Source organism: Nonomuraea sp. B19D2 (assembly GCF_040137845.1).
GTDB lineage: Bacteria > Actinomycetota > Actinomycetes > Streptosporangiales > Streptosporangiaceae > Nonomuraea.
On the sequence record NZ_JBEFAK010000048.1, the window covers coordinates 13,809 to 35,572 of the forward strand.

The window sequence follows — 21,764 nt, forward strand, 5'->3', positions numbered from 1 at the left end:
GGCCGGAACCCGACGGCCCAGTTGCGGCACCCACAGGCGCGGCGGCGTGCACCCGTGGTGACCCGCTCACTCCACCGCTGCCTCGGCCGGCGCACGGTCGACGGCGTGGCGAATGCCGCTGCCGAAGGTCGCCAGCAGCGCAGATCCGACGACGACCGCGGCGAAGAACAGGATGGCCGTGGCAGGCCCCCAGGTGGCCACGATGGCCCCAGCCAGGACCGGGGCGACGGCGGCCATCGAGGTCGCCGCCACCATGATGACGCTGCTGACCCTGCCCTGCAGGCGATCGGGCGTGATGGCGGCCTGGAACCCGAAGAGCGCGGCGTTGCACGCGGGCCCCAGGAAGACGGCGAGCCCGAGCGGGACGGCCGCCGCGATGCTCGAGGTCAGCAGCGCGACGCTCGCCAGCAGGGCCGCCGCCGTCCAGCAGATCAGCCGGGCCAGCGCCGCCAGGCCGAGTCGGCGCTGGAGTGCGGGTGCGACGAACGCGCCGAGCAGGCCGCCCACCGCGACGATCGTCTCGGCCAGGCCGATGACCGCGGGCGGCGTGCCGTTGCGCTGCAGCGCCACGATGACGGCGAAGAGCACACCGCCGATGGCGAAGTTCAGCGGAGCGGCGATGAACATCAACGCGCGCAGGAAGGGGTGGGACAGGACGAATCTGACGCCTTCGGCCAAGGCCGCACCGTACGCCTGAGGTTCCTCCTCCCTCTGCGCCTGCAGGGGCTTGCGGATGAACAGCACCAGGACGACGGAGACCAGCGACGAGATCGCGTTGGCCAGGAACGGAACGGCATGCGCGACCCCGAACAGCAGGCCGCCCAGCGGGGGGCCGGCCAGCGAGGCGCCGTAGGAGCGCGCCTCGTTGCGCGCGACAGCGGTCGGCAGCTGCGCGATCGGCACGATGCTGCGGATCGAGGCGTCCTCCGCCGTCCCCGACAACGCGCCCCCCGCCGCGTCGACGGCCGCGACCACGAGAATCAACACCAGGCCCGCCCGGCCGGAGAGCACGGCGACGCTCAGCACGGCGAAAACGGCCAGCCGCAGCATGCCGCAGCACACCATGACGTGGCGGCGGTCCAGCCGGTCGACCAGGACGCCGGCGGGCAGGCGCAGCGCCAACCGGGCCACCTGGGTGATCGTGCCCACCATCCCGGCCTGGACCGGGGAACCGGTCTCGACCAGGACCAGCAACGCCAGCGCCAGCGAAGCGACCCCGTCTCCGAGGTCGGCCAGGGACTGGGAGGTCCAGAGCAGGTTGAACTCGCGGTTGCGCCACAGGCTCGCCATCACTCCACCCTGGCGGTGCTCTGCCGGGTGAGCACGCTTGCCAGCCGGGAGACGTGGGGTTCCTCCATGACGCCCAGATGACTGCCGGAGATGCTGGTCCACGTGCTCGGCACCCCGGCGACCAGCTCGCGCCAGGACCGGACATAGTCCGCCACCTCGAGGCCCTGGAGCACGCTGTGCGTCCCGGCGGCGATCTCCGCACCGAAGATCATGTCCACTGGCCAGCGCGCGGGCCGGAAATCATAGGAGAAGGTGGCCCTCAACAGGGCGTGCCAGCCGCGTACCTGACCCAGCCATGACTCGTCCGTCAGGTCGTCCTGCGGCAGCTCCTCATCGAGCAGCTCCGCGAGCAGGGTGAACGCCTCGGCGCGGACACCCTCCTCGCCGGCCGCCAGCCGGGCGAAGAGCTCCTCGCACCGCCCGAAGGCCCGGAGTTGCTCGTCGGCATCGGTGAGCGGCGAGCCCGGGTCGAGCAGCGCCAGGCGTACCGGGACACCGGACTCGGTGAGCACCCTGGCCATCTCCCAGGCGACGGCGCTGCCGCCGCACCACCCCAGCAGCGTCAGGCCCGCGCCGGTCAGGTCGGGGCCGAGCTGATCGAGGTAGTGCCTGGCCAGCTCCACGGTGGAGCCCGCGCCGGGGAAGGCGGCCCCGGGGAAGCGGAAGGCGCCGACCGGCCGTCCCTTCGGCATGATCTCCGCGAGCCGCTCGTACCAGTGGATGCCGCCACCGCCGGGGTGGATGCACAGCAGCGGCGCCTGCGTGCCCGTCGCGCGCAACCAGTGCAGCGGCCCGCCGCCGCCCGCACTCTGGCTGGTCGCGAGGGCGGCGGCGAGCTCGGCGATCGTCCGCCGCTGCAGCACGTCCGCGACGGAGACCGTGCTGTCCAGGGCCTGCGAAAGCCGGGCTGCCAGCCGTACCGCCAGCAGAGAGTTCCCGCCCAGGTCGTAGAAGTCGTCGTGGACGCCGACCCGGTCGGCGCGCAGGACTCGTTGCCAGACGGCGGCGATCCGGCCCTCCAGGTCATCGCGTGGCGGTACCGGCGCGGCCCGGTGGTCGTCGCGGAGCGGCAGGACGGCGAGCCGCTCCCGGTCGATCTTGCCGGTCGCGTTCCTGGGCAGCTCGGTGATGGGCACCACCCTGGCGGGCACCAGGTAGGCGGGCAGGCGGTCCCGGAGGAAACGTTTGAGGTCGCCGGGGGTGAGCGAGGTGCCGGGGGCGGCGATCACGAACGCGGTCAGGTGCCGCTGCCCGTCGTCGCCGCGGACCACCGCCACGGCCTGCCGTACGGCGGGGTGGGTCTGCAGGGCCGCCTCGATCTCGCCCGGCTCGATACGGTGGCCGTTCAGCTTCACCTGGTGGTCGATGCGGCCCAGGAATACCAGCTCGCCGTCGGGGCGGCGGATCACGCGGTCACCGGTGCGGTAGAGCCTGGCCCCGGGCACGCCACCGAACTCGTCGGGCGGGAAGCGGTCGGCGGTCAGCTCCGGCCGGCCCGCGTAGCCGCGCCCGACCCCGAACCCGCCGAGGCAGAGCTCGCCCGGCACGCCGACGGGCACCGGGTCGAGGTTGCCGTCCAGGACGTACGCGGCGGTGTTGGCGATGGTGCGGCCGATCGTCAGCCCCTGCTCCTGGCCAGGGAGGATCTCCAGGCCGGTCGCCATGATGGTGTACTCGCTGGGCCCGTACAGGTTGAGGAAGCGGACGCGGCCGGACCACCTCTCGGCGAGCTGCTCCGGGCACGCCTCGCCGGCCACCGCGACGACCCTCAGACCGGGCACGCTGTCCGGGTCGAGCACGTCCAGAGCCGACGGGACGATGACGAGGTGGGTGACCGCCATCCCGGCCAGCAGGCCGGACAGGACCTCGCCGACCGCGAGAACGCCTGGATCGGGGATGCACAGCGTGGCCCCGCGGGTCAACGCGAGGACCATCTCGAACAGAGCCATGTCGAACACCACCGGGGCGAGCTGCGCCACCCGGTCGCCCGGCTCGACACCCAGGAGGTCGAGTGGCGTCCCGGCCAGGTTCAGCAGCCCGCGATGGGTCAGCATCACGCTCTTGGGCTCTCCGGTCGAGCCGGACGTGCTGATCAGGTAGGCCAGCGACTCCGGAGCACACCGGACGGGTTCGGCGAGCGGCGGCAGCTCGGCGAACGAGGCCGGCGACAGCACAGGCCGGCCAAGGCCGTCCTCATCGTCTCCCACCAGCAGCAGCGCGCCCGCGTCACGCAGGAGGGCCTGCCTCCGCACGGCGGGCTGGGCCGGATCGAGAGCCAGGAACGCCGCGCCCGCCCGCAGGACGCCGAGCATGGTCACGACGAAGTCGCAGCCGCGCGGCAGGCTGATGCCCACCACGCTGTCCGGCCCTGCGCCACGTGCCCGAAGAGCGGCCGCGACCTGGCCGGACCTGTGCCGCAGCTGCGCGTACGTCAGGTCTCCTGTGGGGTCGCAGACCGCCGGCTCGTCCGGCCGCTCCGCCGCCCACCGGTCGACCAGCTCCACGAAGCTCTCGCCGACCGGCTCGGCCGGACCGGCGGCCAGGGCGAGCGCCCGCCGGCGGTCGGCCGGACCGAGCAGCGGCAGGCGTGGGTCGCCGTGGGGCGCGGCGGCCATCGCCGCCAGGACCTGGGTGAGCAGCCGGCCGACCAGCTCGCCGTACTCGGGCGCGACCTGTTCCGGCCGTGCGGTGATGGCCAGGCAGTTGCCCTCGGTCGAGACCGCCAGGGCGAACTGGGTGGGGCTGACGTCGTGCAGGGCCTCGGCGTCGATCAGGTCGAGGTCGAGCACGTGGAAGTTGATGTAGTTGAAGGCGGTCTCGATCAGCGGGGCGTCGCCGCCCCACTCCCCCTGCATGACAGGCAGCGGGTAACGGCGGTGCGCGTGGACGGCGATCTCCTCCGCGAACACCTCCCGCACGTACCCGACCCAGCTGCCCGGTACGGCAGGCGCGGCGAACGGCACCGTGTTGAGGAACATGCCGCGTACCTCGTCACCCCCGAGCCGCTCCGGGCGGCCGTTGGAGACGATGCCCGCGAAGAACCGCTCCTGCCCGCTGACGATCCCCAGGACCCGCAGGTAGGCGGTGAGCAACACCGTCTTGTACGGCACGCCCGCGATCCGCGCGAGCTCCCGCAGCCCGGGGTCCAGCTCTTCCAGTGGGACGCGGACCTCGTAGGTCAGCATGCCGGTCGGCCCGGCCCACAGCTCGGGCAGCGACAGGCGCTCCCAGTCGCCGCTCACCCGCTCAGCCCAGAAATCGCGGTCTTCTGCCGACCGGATCGAGGCCTGCTCCAGGGCGACAAAGTCGGCGAAGCGGACTGCGCCGGGCGGGGCGGGCTCGGGTGCCCCGCCGTCCCGGTATGCCTCGTACACGTGCAGGATCTCGGTCATCAGCGAGTTGTGGCTCCAGCCGTCGAGGACCGGGTGGAACTCCACCAGCAACAGGTGCCAGGTCTCTGCGGTGGACGGGACGATGTGCAGGCGCCACAGGGGCGCCGCGTCGAGGTCGAACAGGTCGGCGCGCTCGGCCGAGATGACCTCCCACAACCGGGCCTCCCGCTCCCCGGCCGGCACCGGCCGCAGATCGGTGAAGCGGATGTCCGGCGTGACCTGCTCGTGGACGAGCTGCATGGGCTCGGAGAAGGTGGTGACGTCGAACCCGGTACGCAGGATGTCGTGCCGGGCGGTCACGTACCGGGCCGCCTTGTGCAGGGCCTCCAGCGAGAAGGTGCCGCGCTCGCGCACCGGGTAGGCCGTCACGTTGTGGTAGCGGTGCACCTCGTCGTCGCGCAGCAGCTCGTAGAGCATGCCGGCCTGTGTCTGCGCCAGCGGGTAGGCGTCCGCCACTCCGGCCGGCACCCGTTCCCGGTCGGCCGGCGAGAGCAGGGCGAAGGGCGCAGTGGGCGCGTCCGCCTCGACTGTGCCGCCGGCCAGTTCGGCCAGCTCCGCGATGCTCTGGCGGCGGAACAGGTCGGCGACCGTGACGCCGAACCCCTGGGCGCGCAGCAGGCCCACCGCACGGACGGCGCGGATGGAGTCGCCGCCGAGCGCGAAGAAGTTGTCGTGCACCCCGACCCGGGGCACCTCCAGCACCTCGCTCAGCACCGCCGCCGCGACGGATTCGGCCTCCGAGCGCGGGGCCAGGTAGGCGACGGTCGAGCCGAGGCGCGGCTGGGGCAGCCGGCCGCGGTCAAGCTTGCCGTTGGCCGTCAGGGGGATCTGGGAGATGGCGACCACCGCGGCCGGCAACATGTAGCCGGGCAGCCTGGTGGCGGCGTGCCGCCGTACCTCCTCGAGCGCCCCCTCGTCGGACAGCACGACGTACCCGAAGATCCGCCCGTCTCCAGGCCCGCTCCAGCGCACGTCGACGACCGCCGCGCTCACTGACGGGTGGCTCGACAGGGCGGCCTCGACCTCACCCAGCTCTATCCGATGGCCGCGGATCTTGACCTGCTGGTCGGCACGGCCGAGGTATTCGAGCCGACCGTCGGGGCGGCGCCGGGCCAGGTCCCCGGTCCGGTACAGGCGCGCGCCCGGCTCGGTGCCGAACGGGTCGGGAACGAAGCGTTCGGCGGTCTGTGCCGGGCGGCCGAGGTAGCCGCGTGCGACCCCGGCGCCGCCGACGTAGATCTCGCCTGGCACCCCGACCGGGACCGGCTGCCCGGCCGAGTCGAGCACGTACATGCTCAGGTCGGCCAGGGGACGGCCGATCGGGCTGCGGCCGGCGCCGCCGCGCTCCCGGCAGTCCGCCTCGCCGAGCTCGCGGAAGGTGACATGCACCGTGGTCTCGGTGATCCCGTACATGTTGATCATGCGGGGTGTCCGGGACCCGCCCAGCCGGAACCATGGCCTCAGCATCGGCGGGTCGAGCGCCTCCCCGCCGAAGACGACGGCGCGCAGCGTCAGCCCGTCGAGGCTGCCTCGCTCCGCCAGCGCCCGGGTCAGGCCCGCGAAAGCCGACGGGGTCTGGCTGAGCATGGTGACCTGCTCTTCGATGAGCAGGCGCAGGAACTCCTCCGGCGAGCGGGAGGTCTCGAACGGCACCAGCACCAGGCGGCTGCCGTGCGCCAGCGCGCCCCACATCTCCCACACCGAGAAGTCGAAGGCGTAGGAGTGGAACATCGTCCACACGTCATCGGGACCGGTCGTCAGGTCGCGGTCGATCGCGGCGAACAGGCGCACCACGTTGCGATGCGTCACCATCACGCCCTTGGGCCGCCCGGTCGAGCCGGAGGTGTACATCACGTACGCAAGGTCGTCCGGATCCACGGCCCGGCCGAGGTCTGTGCCCGGCCGCTGGGCGAGCGCGGCTCGGGTGGCGTCCTCGTCGAGGACGACGAGCCTGGCCCCGAGCGCCTGCGCGAAGCGGGATTCGGTGATGACGAGCGCGGCGGCGGCATCGTTGATCATGAAGTTGACCCGGTCGTCCGGCTGGTCCGGGTCGAGCGGAAGGTAGGCGGCCCCCGTCTTCAGTACGGCCAGCAGAGCGATGACGAGCTCGGCGCTGCGGCCGAGCCGGACCCCGACCAGGCTGCCGCCGCCCACGCCCAGCTCGATCAGGTGCCGGGCCAGCCGGTTCGCCCGCTCGTTGAGGTCGCGGTAGCAGTGCCACACCTCGCCGGCGTGGAGCGCGACCCGCTCCCCGGCGCGGGCGGCCACGCGTTCCACGGCCTCGTGCACGGTGCCGGTGACCGGGATGCGGGCCGGCTCGGCGGCGATCGGCTCGTCGTCGCCCAGCCGGAAGGCGACCTGGCCGACCGGCCGGTCCGGCGCCGCTGCCAGCGCGGTCACGAAGGCGGTGAAATGCCGGGCCATGCGCTGGACCGTGTCCCGGTCGAACAGCGCGGTCGGGTAGACGATCTCGCCTGTCCACGGACCGTCCGTGGTCACGGTGACGGTGAAGGAGAGGTCGAACTTCGCTGCGGTCCAGTCGATGTCGAGTATCCGCGCCGTCAGCCCGGTCAGTGCCGGCTCATCATCCGCCGAGCCTTCCTCCACGGTCAGGCTGGCCTGGAACAGCGGGTTGCGTGACAGGTCGCGGTGGGAGCGGAGCTCGGTCACCAGTTGCTCGAAGGGGACGTCCTGGTTGGCGTACGCGGCCACCGCGCTCGCCTTGGCCTGCCGTACCAGGGCGGAGAAAGCCGGGTCGTCCGCCAGGTCGGCCCGCATGACCAGCATGTTGCCGAAATAGCCGATGGTGTCGGCCACCTCGGCCCGTGGCCGCCCGGCGGACGGCACGCCCACCGCGATGTCACGTTGCCCGCAGTACCGGCCGAGGAATGCCTGGACGGCGGCGAGCAAGGTGACGAAGGCCGTGGCGCCGGCGTCCAGGCCGGCCGCGCGCAGCGCCCCGGCGACCTCTGCGGGGATGACGAACGACTCGGCGGCCCCGCGCGAATCCCACTCGGCCGGGTGCGGCCGGTCGGTGAACAGCCTCAGGTCGTCCAGACCGGCGAGCTGAGCCCGCCAGTAGTCGAGCTGTCCCTGGCCGAGCATTCCCCGGATGCGCTCCCGCTCCCAGCTCGCATGGTCGGCGTACTGCGTGGCCACCGCGGGCAGGGCCGGCGGCCGGTTCTCCACCACGGCCGAGTAGAGCTCGGAGAGCTCACGCAGCAGCAGTCCCGTGGACCAGCCGTCGAAGGCGATATGGTGGACGCAGATCAGCAGGACATGCCGCTCCGGGCCGAGCTTCACGAGGTGGAAGCGGATCGGGTGCTCCCTCGCCAGGTCCATCGGCATCCGCGAGAGCTTGGCGAGCACGCGCTGCAGGTCCTGCTCGCTTGCCGCGACCCGCTCGACCCGCACGGGCGAGGGCGGGTCGGCGACCTGCCGGGGCTGGCGATCCACCAGGACGTAGCGGGTGCGCAGGATCTCCTGCCGCGCCACGACCTCGGTCAGTGCCATGCCCAGCGCCTCCTCCTGCAGCGGTCCAGTCAGTGACACGGCTATCGGGACCAGGTACTCCTCCTGGCGGGCGTGCAACTGGTCGACCATCCACAGTCGTTGCTGGGCGAAGGAGAGCGGCAGCGGTTCGGTGCGCGGCAGACGCGGGATCTCCGTGGTGGCCGGCGCCTGCCGGGACCGGCCGGCCAGCCGCCGCTCCAGGAGCCTGCGGCGCAGCTCCGCCGCGTCCGTTCCGGAGTGGGGTGCGTCGATGCTCATCGAGGGTCGGCCTCCAGATCCTGCGCGGCGATGGCCATGATTTCGGCGTCGGACAGTGCGTCGAGCGAGGCGGCCACGGCCTCGCGAACCACCGCTGCGAGCGACTCGATAGTGGTGGCGGTGAACAGGCGGTGCAGCGGCAGCTCGATCCCGAAGATTTCCTGGACCCGCATGCCGACCCGGGTGGCCGACAGGGAGTGGCCGCCCAATGCGAAGAAGTCGTCGCCGGGCCCGAGCCCGGACAGGCCGAGCACCTCGCTCCAGATCCCGGCGACCGCCTGCTCGGTGGGGTCCAGCTCGCGACCGGGCGCCTGCGCCGCGGCGGGTGCGGCCGAGAGCAGGAGCAGCAGCGCCTGGTCGAGCTTGCCGTTGGCGGTCAGCGGCAGCTCGTCGATGATCGTCACCGCCGCCGGCACCAGGTGCCGTGGCAGGCGGCCCTGCGCGGCCGACCGGACGGCGGCGGCATCCAGCCGCGCTCCGGCCGCCGGCACGACGAAGCCCAGCAGCCCCTGCTCCCCGCTGGGCAGCGGCCCCGGCACGACGGCGGCCGCCCGCACCCCCGGCAGCGCGGACAGCACGGCCTCGATCTCGGCCGGTTCCACCCGGAAGCCGCGGATCTTCACCTGCCGGTCCGTGCGGCCGAGGAACACCAGCACACCATCCGAACGCATCCGGACCAGGTCTCCGGTGCGGTAGAGCCGAGCGCCGCGCGGGCCGGACGGGTCGGGCACGAACCGGTCCGCCGTGAGATCCGGGCGGTTCAGATACCCGCGCGCCACCCGTCGGCCACCGGCGAACAGCTCCCCCGTGGCCCCGGCCAGCACCGGACGCAGGGCCGAATCCAGGACAAGCAGCCGGGAACCGGCCAGCGGCCGCCCCAGCGGCAGCGGGTGGCGGCCCGCGCGCCTGGCCTCCGCCTCGTCGACGACCAGGAAGGTACAGGCGACGGTGGCCTCGGTCGGCCCGTACGTGCAGCCGAACGCGGCGGCTGTGCCCAGCGCGTGCCAGGCGAGGGCGTCCTCACCGGTGACGACGTCCCCGCCGACGCTCATCAGGCGCAGCCGCGCCAGGCGCGGATCGTTCGGGATGGCCGCGTGGCGGAGCTCGCGGTAGTACACCGGGGTGACGTCCACGACCGTCACCGCGTAGTCGTGCAAATCCTGCAGCATCCGTGCCGGGGAGACCGCGCGGGCGTCCAGCACCACCACGGCCGCACCGCTGATCAGCGGTGCCATGATCTGGTCCATGGACGCGTCGAAGCTGAGCGAGGCCAGCAGGGCGAGCCGTTCACCCCGCGCCAGCCCGTAGGCCTCCGCCATGACCTGGCAGTGGTGGGTGAACGCGGCGTGGTCGATCATGACGCCCTTGGGGTGGCCCGTGGAGCCCGAGGTGAAGATGACGTAAGCGAGATCGGTCAGCGCCGCACCGGCCGGATCGTCCACACGCAGGCCGTCGCCCGGCTGACCGATGCCGTCCGGCTGGTCGTCGCCACAGAGGACCAACTGCCGGCCTTCGGCGAAGTCGGCGGCGAGCGACTCGTCCGTCACGACGGCCACCGCCCCGGTCTCCTCCAGCAGCACTTCGCGCCGATCCGGCGGATCCGCCTCGTTCAAAGGGACATAGACGGCCGCGCACCGCAGGACTGCGAGCAGCGCCACGACCGTCCGCACGCTCCGACCGACGCACACCGCCACCACCGAACCCGGCCCCACCCCGGCGGCGACCAGCCGCCGCGCCAAACGCCGGCTGCGGTCGTCGAGCTCCCGGTAGGTCACCGAGCCGCCAGGACCGGTGACCGCCATCGCGTCCGGGATGCGGGCCACCTGCTCGGCGAAGAGCTCAACCACCGTGCGCGGGCGTTCGGTGTACGGCGCGGCCACGCCCACACCGGCCCGTTCGTGCTCGGTGCGCAGGTCGATGTCGGCCAGAACGGCGCCGGGCCGGGCGGCCACCGCGGCGACCAGGCGGACGAGCCGCTCAGCGAGCCGCATGACCGTGTCCGGTTCGAACAGCGCCGTGGCGTACTCGAGTTCCCCGGTCCAGCTTCCGTCCGGGTTCGCGCGCATCGCCAGGGTCAGGTCGGTCATCGCCGACGGCGGCAGCAACTCGACGGGGGTGACCGTGAGGCCGGCCAGCGGCAACGCCTGACCGGCACCCTCAAGCACCTGGAACATCGTGTCGAACAGCGGCGTGCGCGACGGATCGCGGTCCCGGCCGAGTTCGGCGAGGACCCGGTCGAAGGGCGCCTCGCGGTGGTCGTAGGCCTCCACCAGCAGCGACCGCACCGCGGCCAGATGCGTGCGGAAGGTCTCTCCCACCTGCGGAACACGGACGGCGAGCGTGTTCACGAAGCAGCCCAGCACCGTCTCCGCACCGGTTGTGTCGCGGCAGTCGACCGGGGTGCCGATCACGAGGTCCCGCTGTCCGGTCACGCGGCTGAGCAGCGCCGAATAGAGCGCGAACCAGGTGGCGAACTCGGTCGCCCCGGCGTCCCGGCCGATCTCCAGCACGGCCCGGGCGTCTTCGGCGGGCACGCGGAAGGTCCACACCGCGCCTGAGGAGTCCCGCGTCTCCGGGCGTGGCCGGTCGAGCGGCAGGTCAAGGGTTTGGCTCCCGGCCAGCGCCCGGCACCAGTACTCCACCTGGTCACCCAGGTCGCGGCCGGCCTCGCGGACCGCATGGTCGGCGTACTGCCACGCGGGCGCGGGCAGCGGCGTGGCGCCGGTCATCAGCGCACGGTACAGCGCCGCCAGCTCAGTACCGATGATCTTCCACGACCAGCCGTCGACGGCGATGTGGTGGGTGAGCACCAGCAGGATGTGCTCGTCCGGCGCGACCCGCACCAGCGTGACCCGGAACTGGTGATCACGGCCAAGGTCGAAACCCTGCCTGGCCACCTCACTGACGACATCCTCGACAGATCGGCCGAGCGGCTCGACGACGTCCACCGGCACCTCGCCGGCCGGATCGACGACCTGGGCGGGACCGGAGCCGGGCACGACCACGTATCTGGTCCGGAGAATCTCATGCCGCTCGGCCAGCAGACAGCAGGCCTCCCGCAGCACGCCGGCATCCAGCGGGCCACGCAGGCGGAAGGTCGCCGGCACGACGTACTCCCATCCCGAGGCATCGACCTGGTGGAGCACCCACAGGCGCTGCTGGGCGGCGGACAGGACGATCGGGCCCGTGCGATCCGCTTGGCTGGGCACGTCGTCGGCCGTGTCAACCACCGGCGTGGCGCGAGCCGCGAGCGCCGCCGCCGTCGGTGCGTTGAAGACCTCCCGCAGCGGCAGTACGAGACCGGCGTGATCCCGGAGGCGGGCCACCAGCCGCGTAGCTGCCAGCGAGTTCCCGCCCAGCCGGAAGAAGTCGTCATGGACTCCGATCCCGTCGATGCCCAGCACGTCGGAGATCGCCGCGACGAGTGCCTTCTCGGCCGCGGTGCGCGGCGCCACCATCTCGGCGCCCAGATCCGGCCGGATCAGGACCGGTTCCGGCAGTCCGTCATGATCAAGCTTGCCGCTGGACGTCCGGGGCAGCTCGGCCAGCGTGACGATCGCCGCCGGCATCAGGTAGGACGGCAGCCGCTCCCGCAGGTGATCCCCGAGACCGGCATCACCCCGGCCCGAATCCGACAGCACGACATACGCCACCAGGCCCGGCTCGCCGGTCGCGCCGACCGGCCGGTGGACCACGGCGGCGACACGCACATCCGGATGGGCCAGCAGCGCGCTCTCCACCTCCTCCGGCTCCACCCGGTGCCCACGGACCTTGATCTGGCGGTCCACCCTGCCGCGGAACTCCAGCACTCCATCCGGGCGGCGCCGGACCAGATCCCCGGTGCGGTACATCCGGGCCCCGGGCTCAGCGCTGAACGGATCGGGGAGGAAGGCATCGGCGGTCGCGGCGGGACGGCCGGCGTACCCGAGCGCGACACGACGGCCGGCCAGGTAGAGCTCGCCGGGCACGCCGACCGGCACCGGCTGGAGCCGGCTGTCCAGGACGTAGGCCCGGGTGCCCGGCACCGCGCGCCCGATCGGCAGGATGCTCTCCCTGCCCGTGCAGCCGGTGGTGTCCAGCGCGGTGCACGTGACGGTCGCCTCGGTGGGGCCGTAGGCACAGACGAAGCTGCCGCCGAAGCCGCCTTCCCGCCAGCGCTGGAGGTCGTCGCCGCGTATGACGTCCCCTGCGAGATACACCATCTCGACGGAGTCCAGCCGCCGGTCCCGAGGCTTCGCCCGGCCGATCAACTCGCGATAGTACAGCGGGGTGAGGTTGAGGTGCGTGAGGCGATGTCTGCCGACCTCGTCGAGGAGGTCATCCGCGCTGAGCCTGCGCGGGTCCAGCGGGACCACCCGCGCGCCGCGGATCAGGGCGGTGAGGATCTGCTCCAACGAGACGTCGAACCCCAGCGAGGCCGCGAGCGAGACTCGGGCGCCGGCCGTGATCCGGAACTCGGTGGCGATGACCTCGAGGTGCTCGGCCAGTGCGCCGTGCGAGATCTGGACACCCTTCGGCCTCCCGGTGGAGCCGGAGGTGTAGGCGATGTAGGCGACGTCATCCGGGCCGATCCGGGGCGACCGCCAGGTGGCGGTCCGACCGCCGGGCGAAAGCACCGCGTCGGCGGGAAGGATCGGGAGTCCGCAGTCGTCCAGCTTGGCCCGGTCCGGCCCGGCTGCGACGACCAGCACGGCACCCCCGTCCGCGAGCAGGCCGAGCAGCCGCTCCCGAGGATGCGCCGGATCGAGCCACAGCACGGCAGCACCCGAACTCATGGTGCCGACCAGCGCGGAAACGAGATGCGGCCCACGCTCCACGCAGAGGCCCACCACGTCACCGCGGCGCACCCCGGCCCGGACGAGCGCGAAAGCGAGGTCGTCGGCCCGCCGGGCCAGCGTCCGGTAGTCGAGATTCCTGTCCGGCCCGGCGACGGCGATGGCGTACGGCTGCCGCCGCGCCTGCTCGGCGATCAGTTCGGGCGTCAGCGCCGGTATCCGCGGCGCCTCGCGGTAGCCCAGCTCCGCGACGTGCTCGGCCGCCGTCGACAGCGGCAGCTCCGCGAGGGGGCGGTCCGGCTCGCTCACCGCCTGCTCGGCCAGGCGCAGGAACAGCTGGGCGAACCGCTCGATCATGGCGCGGTCGAACAGGGCGGTGGCGTACTCGAAGTGCCCGGTGAACCCGCCGTCGGCCTCGTGCCGCAGGGCCAGTGTCAGGTCCACCTTCGCGGCGAGCGGCGGCACGTCCACTTCCTCGAAGCGAAGGCCGGTGGCGGTGATGGCGGCACCGCCCGACTCCTCGAACAGGAACATCGCCTGGAAGAGCGGGTTCGCCGACAGGTCGCGGTCCGGCCGCAGGCGCTCCACCAGCACGTCGAACGGAAGCGTCTGGTGCTCCATCGCGGTCAGCGTCGAGATGACCGTACGGCCGAGCAGGTCGCGGAAGGTCGTCTCCGCCTCCACCGTGGAACGCAGCACCACCGTGTTCACGAACAGCCCGACCGTCTCGTGGGTGCGCTCGTCGTCGCGGCCGGAGACCGCCGTGCCCACGCTGATGTCGCTCTGCCCGGTCAACCGGGCGAGCAGGCCGGTGAATACGGTCAGCACCGTCATGAACCGGGTCGCACCGGCCGAGCGGCCCAGCGCGGTCAGCGCCTTGGCGAGCGCCGGCGGAACCGACACCTCGACGCCGGCGCCGTCGGAGCTCCAGATCCGCGGCCGGGGGTGGTCCAGCGGCAGGTCGAGAGCCGCCATGCCGTCGAGCTCGCCTTCCCAGAAAGCCACCGAACCGTCGAGCTCGCCACGCAGGAACTGCTCACGTTGCCGTACCGCATGGGCGGCGTAGTCCATCTGGATCGGGGCGAGCGTCGGTGTCACGCCGGCGACCTCGGCGTCGTAGAGCGCGCCGAACTCCTCGCACACCACGTGGCCGGACCACGCGTCGAAAGCGATGTGGTGCGCGGTGAGGGCGAGGAGGTGGTCGGTGCCGGTCAGCCTGATCAGCAACCACCGCACCGGATGTTCCCGGCTGAGGTCGAAGGGGGTGCGCTGGTCGCGGGCGAGCACCTCCCGCGCGCGCCTGTCCCGCTCCTGCGGCGCGTGTTCGGCGAGGTCGACGATGGTGAGCGCCGGGGAGCTCTGGTCCGCGGGGTGGACGACCCGTCGCGGCTCTCCCGCCTCGACCCGGTAGGAGCAGCGCAGCACGTCGTGCCGCTGGTGCAGGCGGGTGAGGGTGGCGGTGAGCGCGTCCACCCGGAGTGGGCCGCTGATCCGGAAGATGTAAGGGAGCAGGTAGTCGGTCCCGCCGGGGCGAAGCTGGTCCAAGAACCACATCCGCCGCTCGGCATAGGAGAGAACGCCGGGCAGCGCGGCGCGGCTTGAGGTCATTCCTGGACCTGCCGGACGCTGCGCGGGCGCATGTCGGTCCAGACCTCGGCGATGTGGGCCAGGCATTCCTCCCGGGTGCCGGAGGTCCCCTCGCTGGACCAGCCGAGGGGCAGCGGCCGGTCTGCGGCCCACACCGAGTACTGCTCTTCGTGGTTGACGACGACTTGGTAGGTGTGAATGTCGGGCATGAGCTCGTCTCCGTACGGGGGCGATGTCTAGGGCGCGGGGCCGTCAGCGGGTGGGCTGAAGATGGTGGACGGCGGAGGCGACGACCTGCTGGAGCGAGCCGATGATGTCGCCGGCCGTCGACGGGCCGCCGGACCCGTTGGCCGCCAGGTCGAGCGCGACGGCCCTGACCCGGTGCAGCAGCTGGGCCACGACGGCGTCGCGGCCGATGGGCGCTCGCGCGGTCATGAAGAAGGTGTCGAAGATGAGCGAGGTGCGTGGGGTCGGGCGGACGGAGGTGTCGACGCTGCTCTGTTGCAGCAGGGAACGTCCGCCGTGGACCAGCCGGACGGCGACGGCCTCGTGCGCGCTGCGGTTGACGGCCACCGCCTCCACCAGCCGGGTGCCACCAGGCCCGGTCATCCAGGGCATCGCGTGCCCGCGCAGGAGCCGGCGGAGCGGGGCGAAGTCGGCTGCCCACAGGCCGCTGAAGCAGCGATGCTGAAGGTACATCCGCGGGCGGATCAGGCTCTGGTAGATCTCCGGCGGGCACGAGCCGCTGTACTGGAGCATGGCGGTGTATCCGTTGGTGTAAGACTCCAGGTCGGTCAGCGCCTGGTCATCCGCTTCGTCTTCCTTGGCGGCGGCCGCCACGAGCGCGCCCATGAGATGCCACAGCAGCATGGTCACCTGGTGGCCGGTGATCCAGCGGAACCAGTACAGCACGTCGGTGGTGTCCGGCAGAGCGAGCCCTGCGGCCCGGGAGGGTAACTCCAGCGCGGCCCGGGCCCGCTCGACGTCGTAGACGGCTCGCAGGCCGGGAGGCTGCGGGCCCGGAGCGGCCGTCTGGCCCAGCACCGGCATGATCAACGGTTCGAGCCCGTACGGGAAGTCGCCGTAGTCCCAGTCGCGCTGCGGGGTCCGGGTCTCGGGGTCGATCGTACGAAGGTCAGTCACGGGGGCTTCCCGGAACGTAGGTGAACTCGAACTCCAGCCCGTTCACATCCAGCACGTACAGGCTCTGTATGCCGTCCGCGTCGGTGACGATGTCGCTGGGTAGATCCGGACGAGCGAAAACATACTTTCCGGACTCGTGGAGCTCGTGCCAGCGCCGGCGCAATTCGCGCAGCTCATCCGCGCTATCCACCGCCAGGCAGACGTGCTGGAATTGGAAACCGACGGCAGGTGGTTGCTGCCGGTTGTGCGCGGACCGATCGAAGAGATGGAATCGCACATCTCCGACCCTTACCTCGATCAGTCCGGCGATTCCCGGGAGCCTGTCGAGAGTAAGACCGGAAAAGCGCTCGAGCTGCCAGGAGAGCTTCGCGTCGAAATAATCCAGATACCAGTTCAGACAGTTGTCGAGGTCATCCGTCTGCACCCCGACATGGTGAAAACACAACATCCGCGTTCGCCATTCATTGTCGACCTTGCCGAGTTTTGCGCATGCCGAATTCGCCATTCAAGACGAGAGTCACCGGCTTCTCACCCCCGAACGTGAAGCGCTGGGGCGAGAGACCGCGCCGCAGCGCCAAGGAGGCTTCCGCGAAACCTCACGACATGGTTGAGCTGCGCCTTTCTGCCCTTGCACGCCACGGATCCGGGCTGTCACCGGCAACCGGTCGGCGTGCGACAGAAGCTTGTAACGGTCCAATCAGTGGACCGATCTTCATCACGGCCGGCCCGCCCAGGAGCTTCCCCGGCTCCTCGAGCAGCATCTCCCCGTCCGGCCCGCTGCTATACGGCCTGTGGCAGCCCCCCTGTGTTGGCCATGCCTGTCCTCTCAAATTCCCCGAAGAGGTTCGGAGTCGGATGTCACCGCCTCCTGCGCCCCGACACTGCCACAGGAAGGTGCGTCGCGCAATAGCAAAGTCCGCTCGACCAGAACGTCGCTCGGTAATGGCGCATTGACGGCCAGTAATAGGATTGACGGCGCCAAATCCAGTAGCTAGCTTGTGTCCGAGTACGATCGCATGATCGACAAATCCCCGCACATATGAAGCGCCGGCGCTGTTTGCGCCTCCCGCCTTATGTGACTGACGGGATCAAAGGTCCACGGGGGACTTTCATGAAAGAAATCATGGATTGGCAGTTTCGTGATGCCCGCGCAGTGTGGCATCCCTACACCCAGCAGCAAGATTGGCTTTCGGATAATCCGCTCGTCATCGAGCGGGCCGAGGGGGTCTGGCTCACCGACGTCTCGGGCCGGCGTTTTCTCGACGCCTGCGGATCGCTGTGGGTCACCACCTACCGGCACGGCGAGCCGCGGCTCAAGTCAGCCGTTTCCCGGCAGCTGGAGGCGCTGGATCACTCCACGTTCTTCGGCGCGACGCACACTCCCGGGATCCGCCTGGCCGAACGCCTGGTGGAGCTGGCGCCGACAGGCGAGGGCGACACCCGCAGCCTGACCCGCGTCTTCTTCGGCAGCGACGGCGCGTCCGTGGTGGACGCCGCTCTCAAGCTGGCCTACCAGTTCTCGGTGCAGTCCGGCCGGCCCCGGGACCTCATCCTCCACCTGGAGAGTTCCTTCCACGGGGACTCGATCGCCGCCTCCAGCATCATGGGCGGGGAGCAGTCGCAGTCCACCTACGGGCCACTGCTGCTGAGCACGCGCAGGACCACCTCGCCGGCACCGGCCGACGGCCTCGATCCGGCGCAGGCCGCGGCCCGCGCCCTGGACGACCTCGAAAGAATCTTGGCCGATTGTGGCCAGCGCTGCTGCGCGCTGATCGTGGAAGCGATGATCCAGGCGGCCGGCGGCATGCTGCCCTACCACCCAGCTTTCCTCCAGGGGTGCCGCGAGCTCGCGGACCGCTACGGTTTCCTGCTCATCTGCGATGAGATCGCCGCGGGTGTGGCCAGAACCGGACGGATGTGGGCCACTGAGCACGCCGGGATCGTCCCGGACATCATGCTGTGCGGCAAGGGGCTCACCGGCGGCGTGCTGCCGATGTCCGCCTTACTCACCGGCGACCACGTCGCCGATGCGTTCACCAGCCCTGACACGACCAGGACGTTCTTCCACGGCCACACCTATGCGGCCAATCCCCTGGCCTGCGCGGCGGCACTGGAGAACCTGGCCATGGCGCAGGAGCTCGACCTGCCCGCCGTGGCACGTTCCAAAGGGGCCGTTCTCGGCGCTCTGCTCGAACCCCTGGCCAAGCACCGCGCCGTGCGCGCAGTGCGCCGGCTGGGCGTGATGACCGGCATCGAGCTGGCGGCCTCCCTACCGCGCGCGGGCTTCCGGGTCTGCGCCGCCGCCCAGGAGCGCGGCGTCTGGATGCGCTCACTCGGCAACGTCCTGGTCATCATGCCGCCGCTGGCCATCACCGAGGACCAGCTCGCGCAGCTCACAGCCGTCGTCGAGGCATCACTGGACGACGTCTTCGGCGGCTGAGCGATTCCGCGGCCATCGACCAACCCCTGTCCAAGAGCGGAGATTCCTGTGGCCAAGTCGCCCGACAGCGTGTTGTCCTGTCTCGACATGAACGGCGAGCCGCTGGCCGACGGCGTCCTGTGGTACGCCTTCCGGCAGCTGCTCGGCAACAACGGATACGTGCACCTCGTCGGTGTCCCCGAGTCCTTCGACCATGTCGCCTTCCTCAAGGAGCTGGGCGAGTTCCAGCCGACCTCCACCGGAACGCTCGTCGGTGACGTCAAGCCTGAACGCGGCATGGACGACGTCAACCACGGGCAGAACCGCGGCGCGCTGACACCACACACCGAGGGGTACGAGTTCCACGGCTTACCGCCACGGTACCTGGCCTTGTGGTGCGTCACGCCGCCGTCCGGCCCGGGCGGGGAGACCACCCTGTTCGACGGCGACCGCATCCTCGCCGAGTTCACCGAAGACGAGCGCCGGCACCTGCGCGACACCGTCTACCGCTGGGGCTCCACCGAGGGCCTGGCCAGACACGGCGTGACGCCGACGGCCGAGCACCCCGTCCTGGAGGAGCACAAGGACGAGCCGATCCTCCGGTTCTCGACCAACTACCTGACCGTCCCCGAGAGCGACGAAACGGCCCGGCGGCTCATCGACCGTGGCAACGTGCTGTTCGCCGAGCAGCACATCGCCGTGCGCTACCAGGCGCGGGACATGGTGGTGTGGAACAACTGGCGGATGCTGCACTCGCGCAACGCCTTCGAGGACCCGTCCCGGCACCTCAAGCGCGTCCTGATCGCGGCATGACCGCCCACGGCGGTGACCGGCGGGCCCCGGCGCGGAGCGGAATGCGGGGCGCCGGCGCGGTCCTGGACACGCTCGCCAACGGCGGCGTGCAGGTCTGCTTCGCCAATCCCGGAACGTCGGAGATGCATCTCGTCGCGGAGATGACCGCGAGGCCGTCGATGCGCAACGTGCTGTGCCTCTTCGAGGGCGTGGCGACCGGCGCCGCCGACGGGTACGGGCGGATGGCCGAGCGGCCCGCCTCGGCTCTCCTGCACCTGGGCCCCGGCCTCGGCAACGGCCTGGCCAACCTGCACAACGCCCGCCGGGCCTCGACCGCGACGGTCGCCCTGGTCGGCGACCACGCGACCTATCTCAAGGACTCCGATCCCCCACTGAACACCGACATCGAGCTGCTTGCCGCTCCCGTGTCCGCATGGGTGCGCCGCACGACCCGCGCCGCCGAAGCCGGCCGGGACACCGCCGAGGCGCTCCTGGCGGCGCGGGCGGGGGCGGCCGCCGGCACCGGAGGCGTAGCCACGCTCATCCTGCCCTCCGACGTGTGCTGGTCCGAAGGTGGCAGACCGGCCGAAGTGCCGGCGACGGCTCCCGCGCAGGCCGACGCGGACGCGGTGGAGCGTGCCGCCAAGATCCTGCGGGACAGCACAGGCTGCCTGCTGTTCATCGGCGGCGCCAACCTGCGGCCCGCCGGGCTGCGTGCCGCTGCCAGGATCGCGCGCGCCACCGGAGCCCGGCTGCTGGCGGAGAAGTCACCGGCCAGGCACCGCCGCGAGCCCGATCTCCCGGACATCGCGCGCCTGCCGTACCCCCTGGAGGAGGCGTTGGCCCGGCTTGACGGGTATCGGCACATCGTCTTCGCCGGCGCCCACCCCCCGGTCCCGTTCTTCGGTTACCCGGGCAGGCCTTCCCGCCTGTTCGCGGCCGGCTGCGAGCTGCACCTGCTCGGCATGGCGCCCGCCGCCCTGCAGGACCTGGCCGACCTGGTGGCGCCGGTCGGTACCGGAGCAAGCCGCCACGTGTCCGACCGCCCCGGCCCGCCGTCCGCCACCGGACCGGGCCGCCGCTCGCTCGACCGCCCCGGCCTGCCCACCGGGGAGCTGACCGTGGCCAAGGCCGCAGCTGTGATCGGCGCGCTGCTTCCGGAGGAGGCGGTGGTCGTGGACGAGGCCATCTCCTGTGGCCCGGACCTGGTCGCGGCAACGGCCGGAGCGCCCGCGCACGACTGGCTCTGTCTCAGCGGCGGGTCGATCGGCATGGGCATGCCCGCGGCCGTCGGCGCGGCGGTCGCCTGCCCGGACCGCCCGGTGCTGACCCTGCAGGCCGACGGGAGCGCCATGTACACACCGCAGGCCCTGTGGACGCAGGCACGCGAAGGGCTGAACGTCGTCACGGTCATCCTCAACAACGCCTCCTACGCGATCCTCGCCGACGAGCTGGCCCGGGTCGAGGGAGTCCCGGCCGCCGACCTGGGCCGCACCCGCGGCATCAGCGACATTTCCGGGCTCGACTTCGTCGCCCTGGCGGCCGGGATGGGGGTGTCGGCCACCCGCGCCCGATCGGCCGACGACCTCGCCGACCAGATGCGCCGGGCGCTGGCCGAGCCGGGTCCCTGGCTCATCGAGGCCGTCCTGCCTGCGCCCCATCGGGGCCGTGCCCCCGCCGGAGGGGTGTGAGAGGAGCATGACCCGATCGGCCTTCCACCAGATCACGGTCTCACCCGGCGTCTGGCCCTCCCCGCACCTGCTCGACCGGCTGCGCCCGCTGACGCAACGACCGCTGCTGGTGTTGAACGACTGGCCGGCTCCCGGCTCGGACGCCTTCCTGTCCATCACCCGGACCGACGCGCTGCTGGCCGGATGGAAGGACCGGCTCGACGCCGACCGCCTGGGCCAGATGCCCACGCTGCGGTATCTCGGCCTGCGCGCCACCTCGACCGATCGTGTGGACCTGCGCTACACCGCCCGGTACGGCATCACGGTCACGCCGATCCACGGCTACGGCGACGTCGGCAATGTCGAGTTCGTCATCGAGGAACTGCTGCGGCACGCGCACCACAGTGGCGCCACCCGCACGGAACTGGCCGGCAAGCGGCTCGGGCTCGTCGGGTACGGCAACGTCGGAGCGGCAGTCGCCCGGGTCGCCACGGCACTCGGCATGACCGTCGCTTTCCACACGCCCACCCCGCGGCACGGCCCTCCGGACGGCCCCCAGTGGGCCACCCTGCCCGACTTGTTGCGGAATGCCGACTACGTCAGCTTCCACTCCCCCGCCTACCGGCACGTCGCCCGGCTGGCCGACCTGCGCCTGATCGCCTCCGACACGCTGGTCATCATCACCACGCTGGGCCTGCCCGCGCCCCCCGAGGACTTCCGGTCGTGGCAGCAGTCGCGCACCGGCCCGGTCGTGCTGGACCTCTGCGCGGCCGACGGCCTGCCCGACGACCTCGCCGCGCTGCCCGGAATCCGCATCCATGACCTCTACGCCGCCCGGACCGCCGAGTCAGTCCGGCGCGCGGAGCACCAAATGCTGGCGAACCTCGAGGCCAACCTCAATCTGCTGTGAAGGGATCTGTGACTG

Annotated in this window: 10 protein-coding genes; 4 read left to right on the top strand and 6 right to left on the bottom strand. The window is 71.7% G+C overall.

Translation table 11 applies throughout. The annotated features are described in order from the left end of the window. Positions 1 to 66: 66 nt before the first annotated feature. From ABN273_RS48500 to ABN273_RS48525, 6 genes are read right to left on the bottom strand one after another with little or no spacing between them, the layout of a single operon-like run. Complete coding sequence (locus ABN273_RS48500; RefSeq protein WP_349456412.1) at positions 67 to 1,290, bottom strand: MFS transporter; 1,224 nt, start codon at positions 1,288 to 1,290, stop codon at positions 67 to 69. Continuing rightward, complete coding sequence (locus tag ABN273_RS48505) at positions 1,290 to 8,453, bottom strand: non-ribosomal peptide synthetase (protein WP_349456413.1); 7,164 nt, start codon at positions 8,451 to 8,453, stop codon at positions 1,290 to 1,292. The genes ABN273_RS48500 and ABN273_RS48505 overlap by 1 nt, the downstream gene beginning before the upstream one ends. Further along, positions 8,450 to 14,836, bottom strand: a complete 6,387-nt coding sequence (locus tag ABN273_RS48510) for a non-ribosomal peptide synthetase (RefSeq protein WP_349456414.1) — start codon at positions 14,834 to 14,836, stop codon at positions 8,450 to 8,452. The genes ABN273_RS48505 and ABN273_RS48510 overlap by 4 nt, the downstream gene beginning before the upstream one ends. Continuing rightward, entirely contained in the window at positions 14,833 to 15,024 is a 192-nt protein-coding gene (locus ABN273_RS48515) for an MbtH family protein (RefSeq protein WP_349456415.1), read from the bottom strand. The genes ABN273_RS48510 and ABN273_RS48515 overlap by 4 nt, the downstream gene beginning before the upstream one ends. Before the next feature lie 43 nt (positions 15,025 to 15,067). After that, complete coding sequence (locus ABN273_RS48520) at positions 15,068 to 15,958, bottom strand: 3-methyl-L-tyrosine peroxygenase-related protein (protein ID WP_349456416.1); 891 nt, start codon at positions 15,956 to 15,958, stop codon at positions 15,068 to 15,070. Next, positions 15,951 to 16,406, bottom strand: coding sequence for a VOC family protein (locus ABN273_RS48525; RefSeq protein WP_349456469.1), 456 nt, complete (start codon positions 16,404 to 16,406; stop codon positions 15,951 to 15,953). Before ABN273_RS48525 ends, ABN273_RS48520 begins: the two co-directional genes overlap by 8 nt. Positions 16,407 to 17,081: 675 nt before the next feature. On the opposite strand from ABN273_RS48525, the gene bioA reads away from it, so the two are divergent. From bioA to ABN273_RS48545, 4 genes are read left to right on the top strand one after another with little or no spacing between them, the layout of a single operon-like run. Then, a complete protein-coding gene (bioA, locus tag ABN273_RS48530; RefSeq protein WP_349456417.1) occupies positions 17,082 to 18,398 on the top strand; it encodes an adenosylmethionine--8-amino-7-oxononanoate transaminase in 1,317 nt (438 codons plus the stop codon). Positions 18,399 to 18,446: 48 nt separating this feature from the next. Next, entirely contained in the window at positions 18,447 to 19,190 is a 744-nt protein-coding gene (locus ABN273_RS48535; protein WP_349456418.1) for a TauD/TfdA dioxygenase family protein, read from the top strand. After that, entirely contained in the window at positions 19,187 to 20,860 is a 1,674-nt protein-coding gene (locus ABN273_RS48540) for an acetolactate synthase large subunit (RefSeq protein ID WP_349456419.1), read from the top strand. The genes ABN273_RS48535 and ABN273_RS48540 overlap by 4 nt, the downstream gene beginning before the upstream one ends. Before the next feature lie 7 nt (positions 20,861 to 20,867). Continuing rightward, the gene (locus ABN273_RS48545; protein ID WP_349456420.1) at positions 20,868 to 21,749 is read left to right on the top strand and encodes an NAD(P)-dependent oxidoreductase; all 882 of its coding nucleotides are present in this window, start codon (positions 20,868 to 20,870) and stop codon (positions 21,747 to 21,749) included. The last annotated feature ends 15 nt before the right edge of the window (positions 21,750 to 21,764 follow it).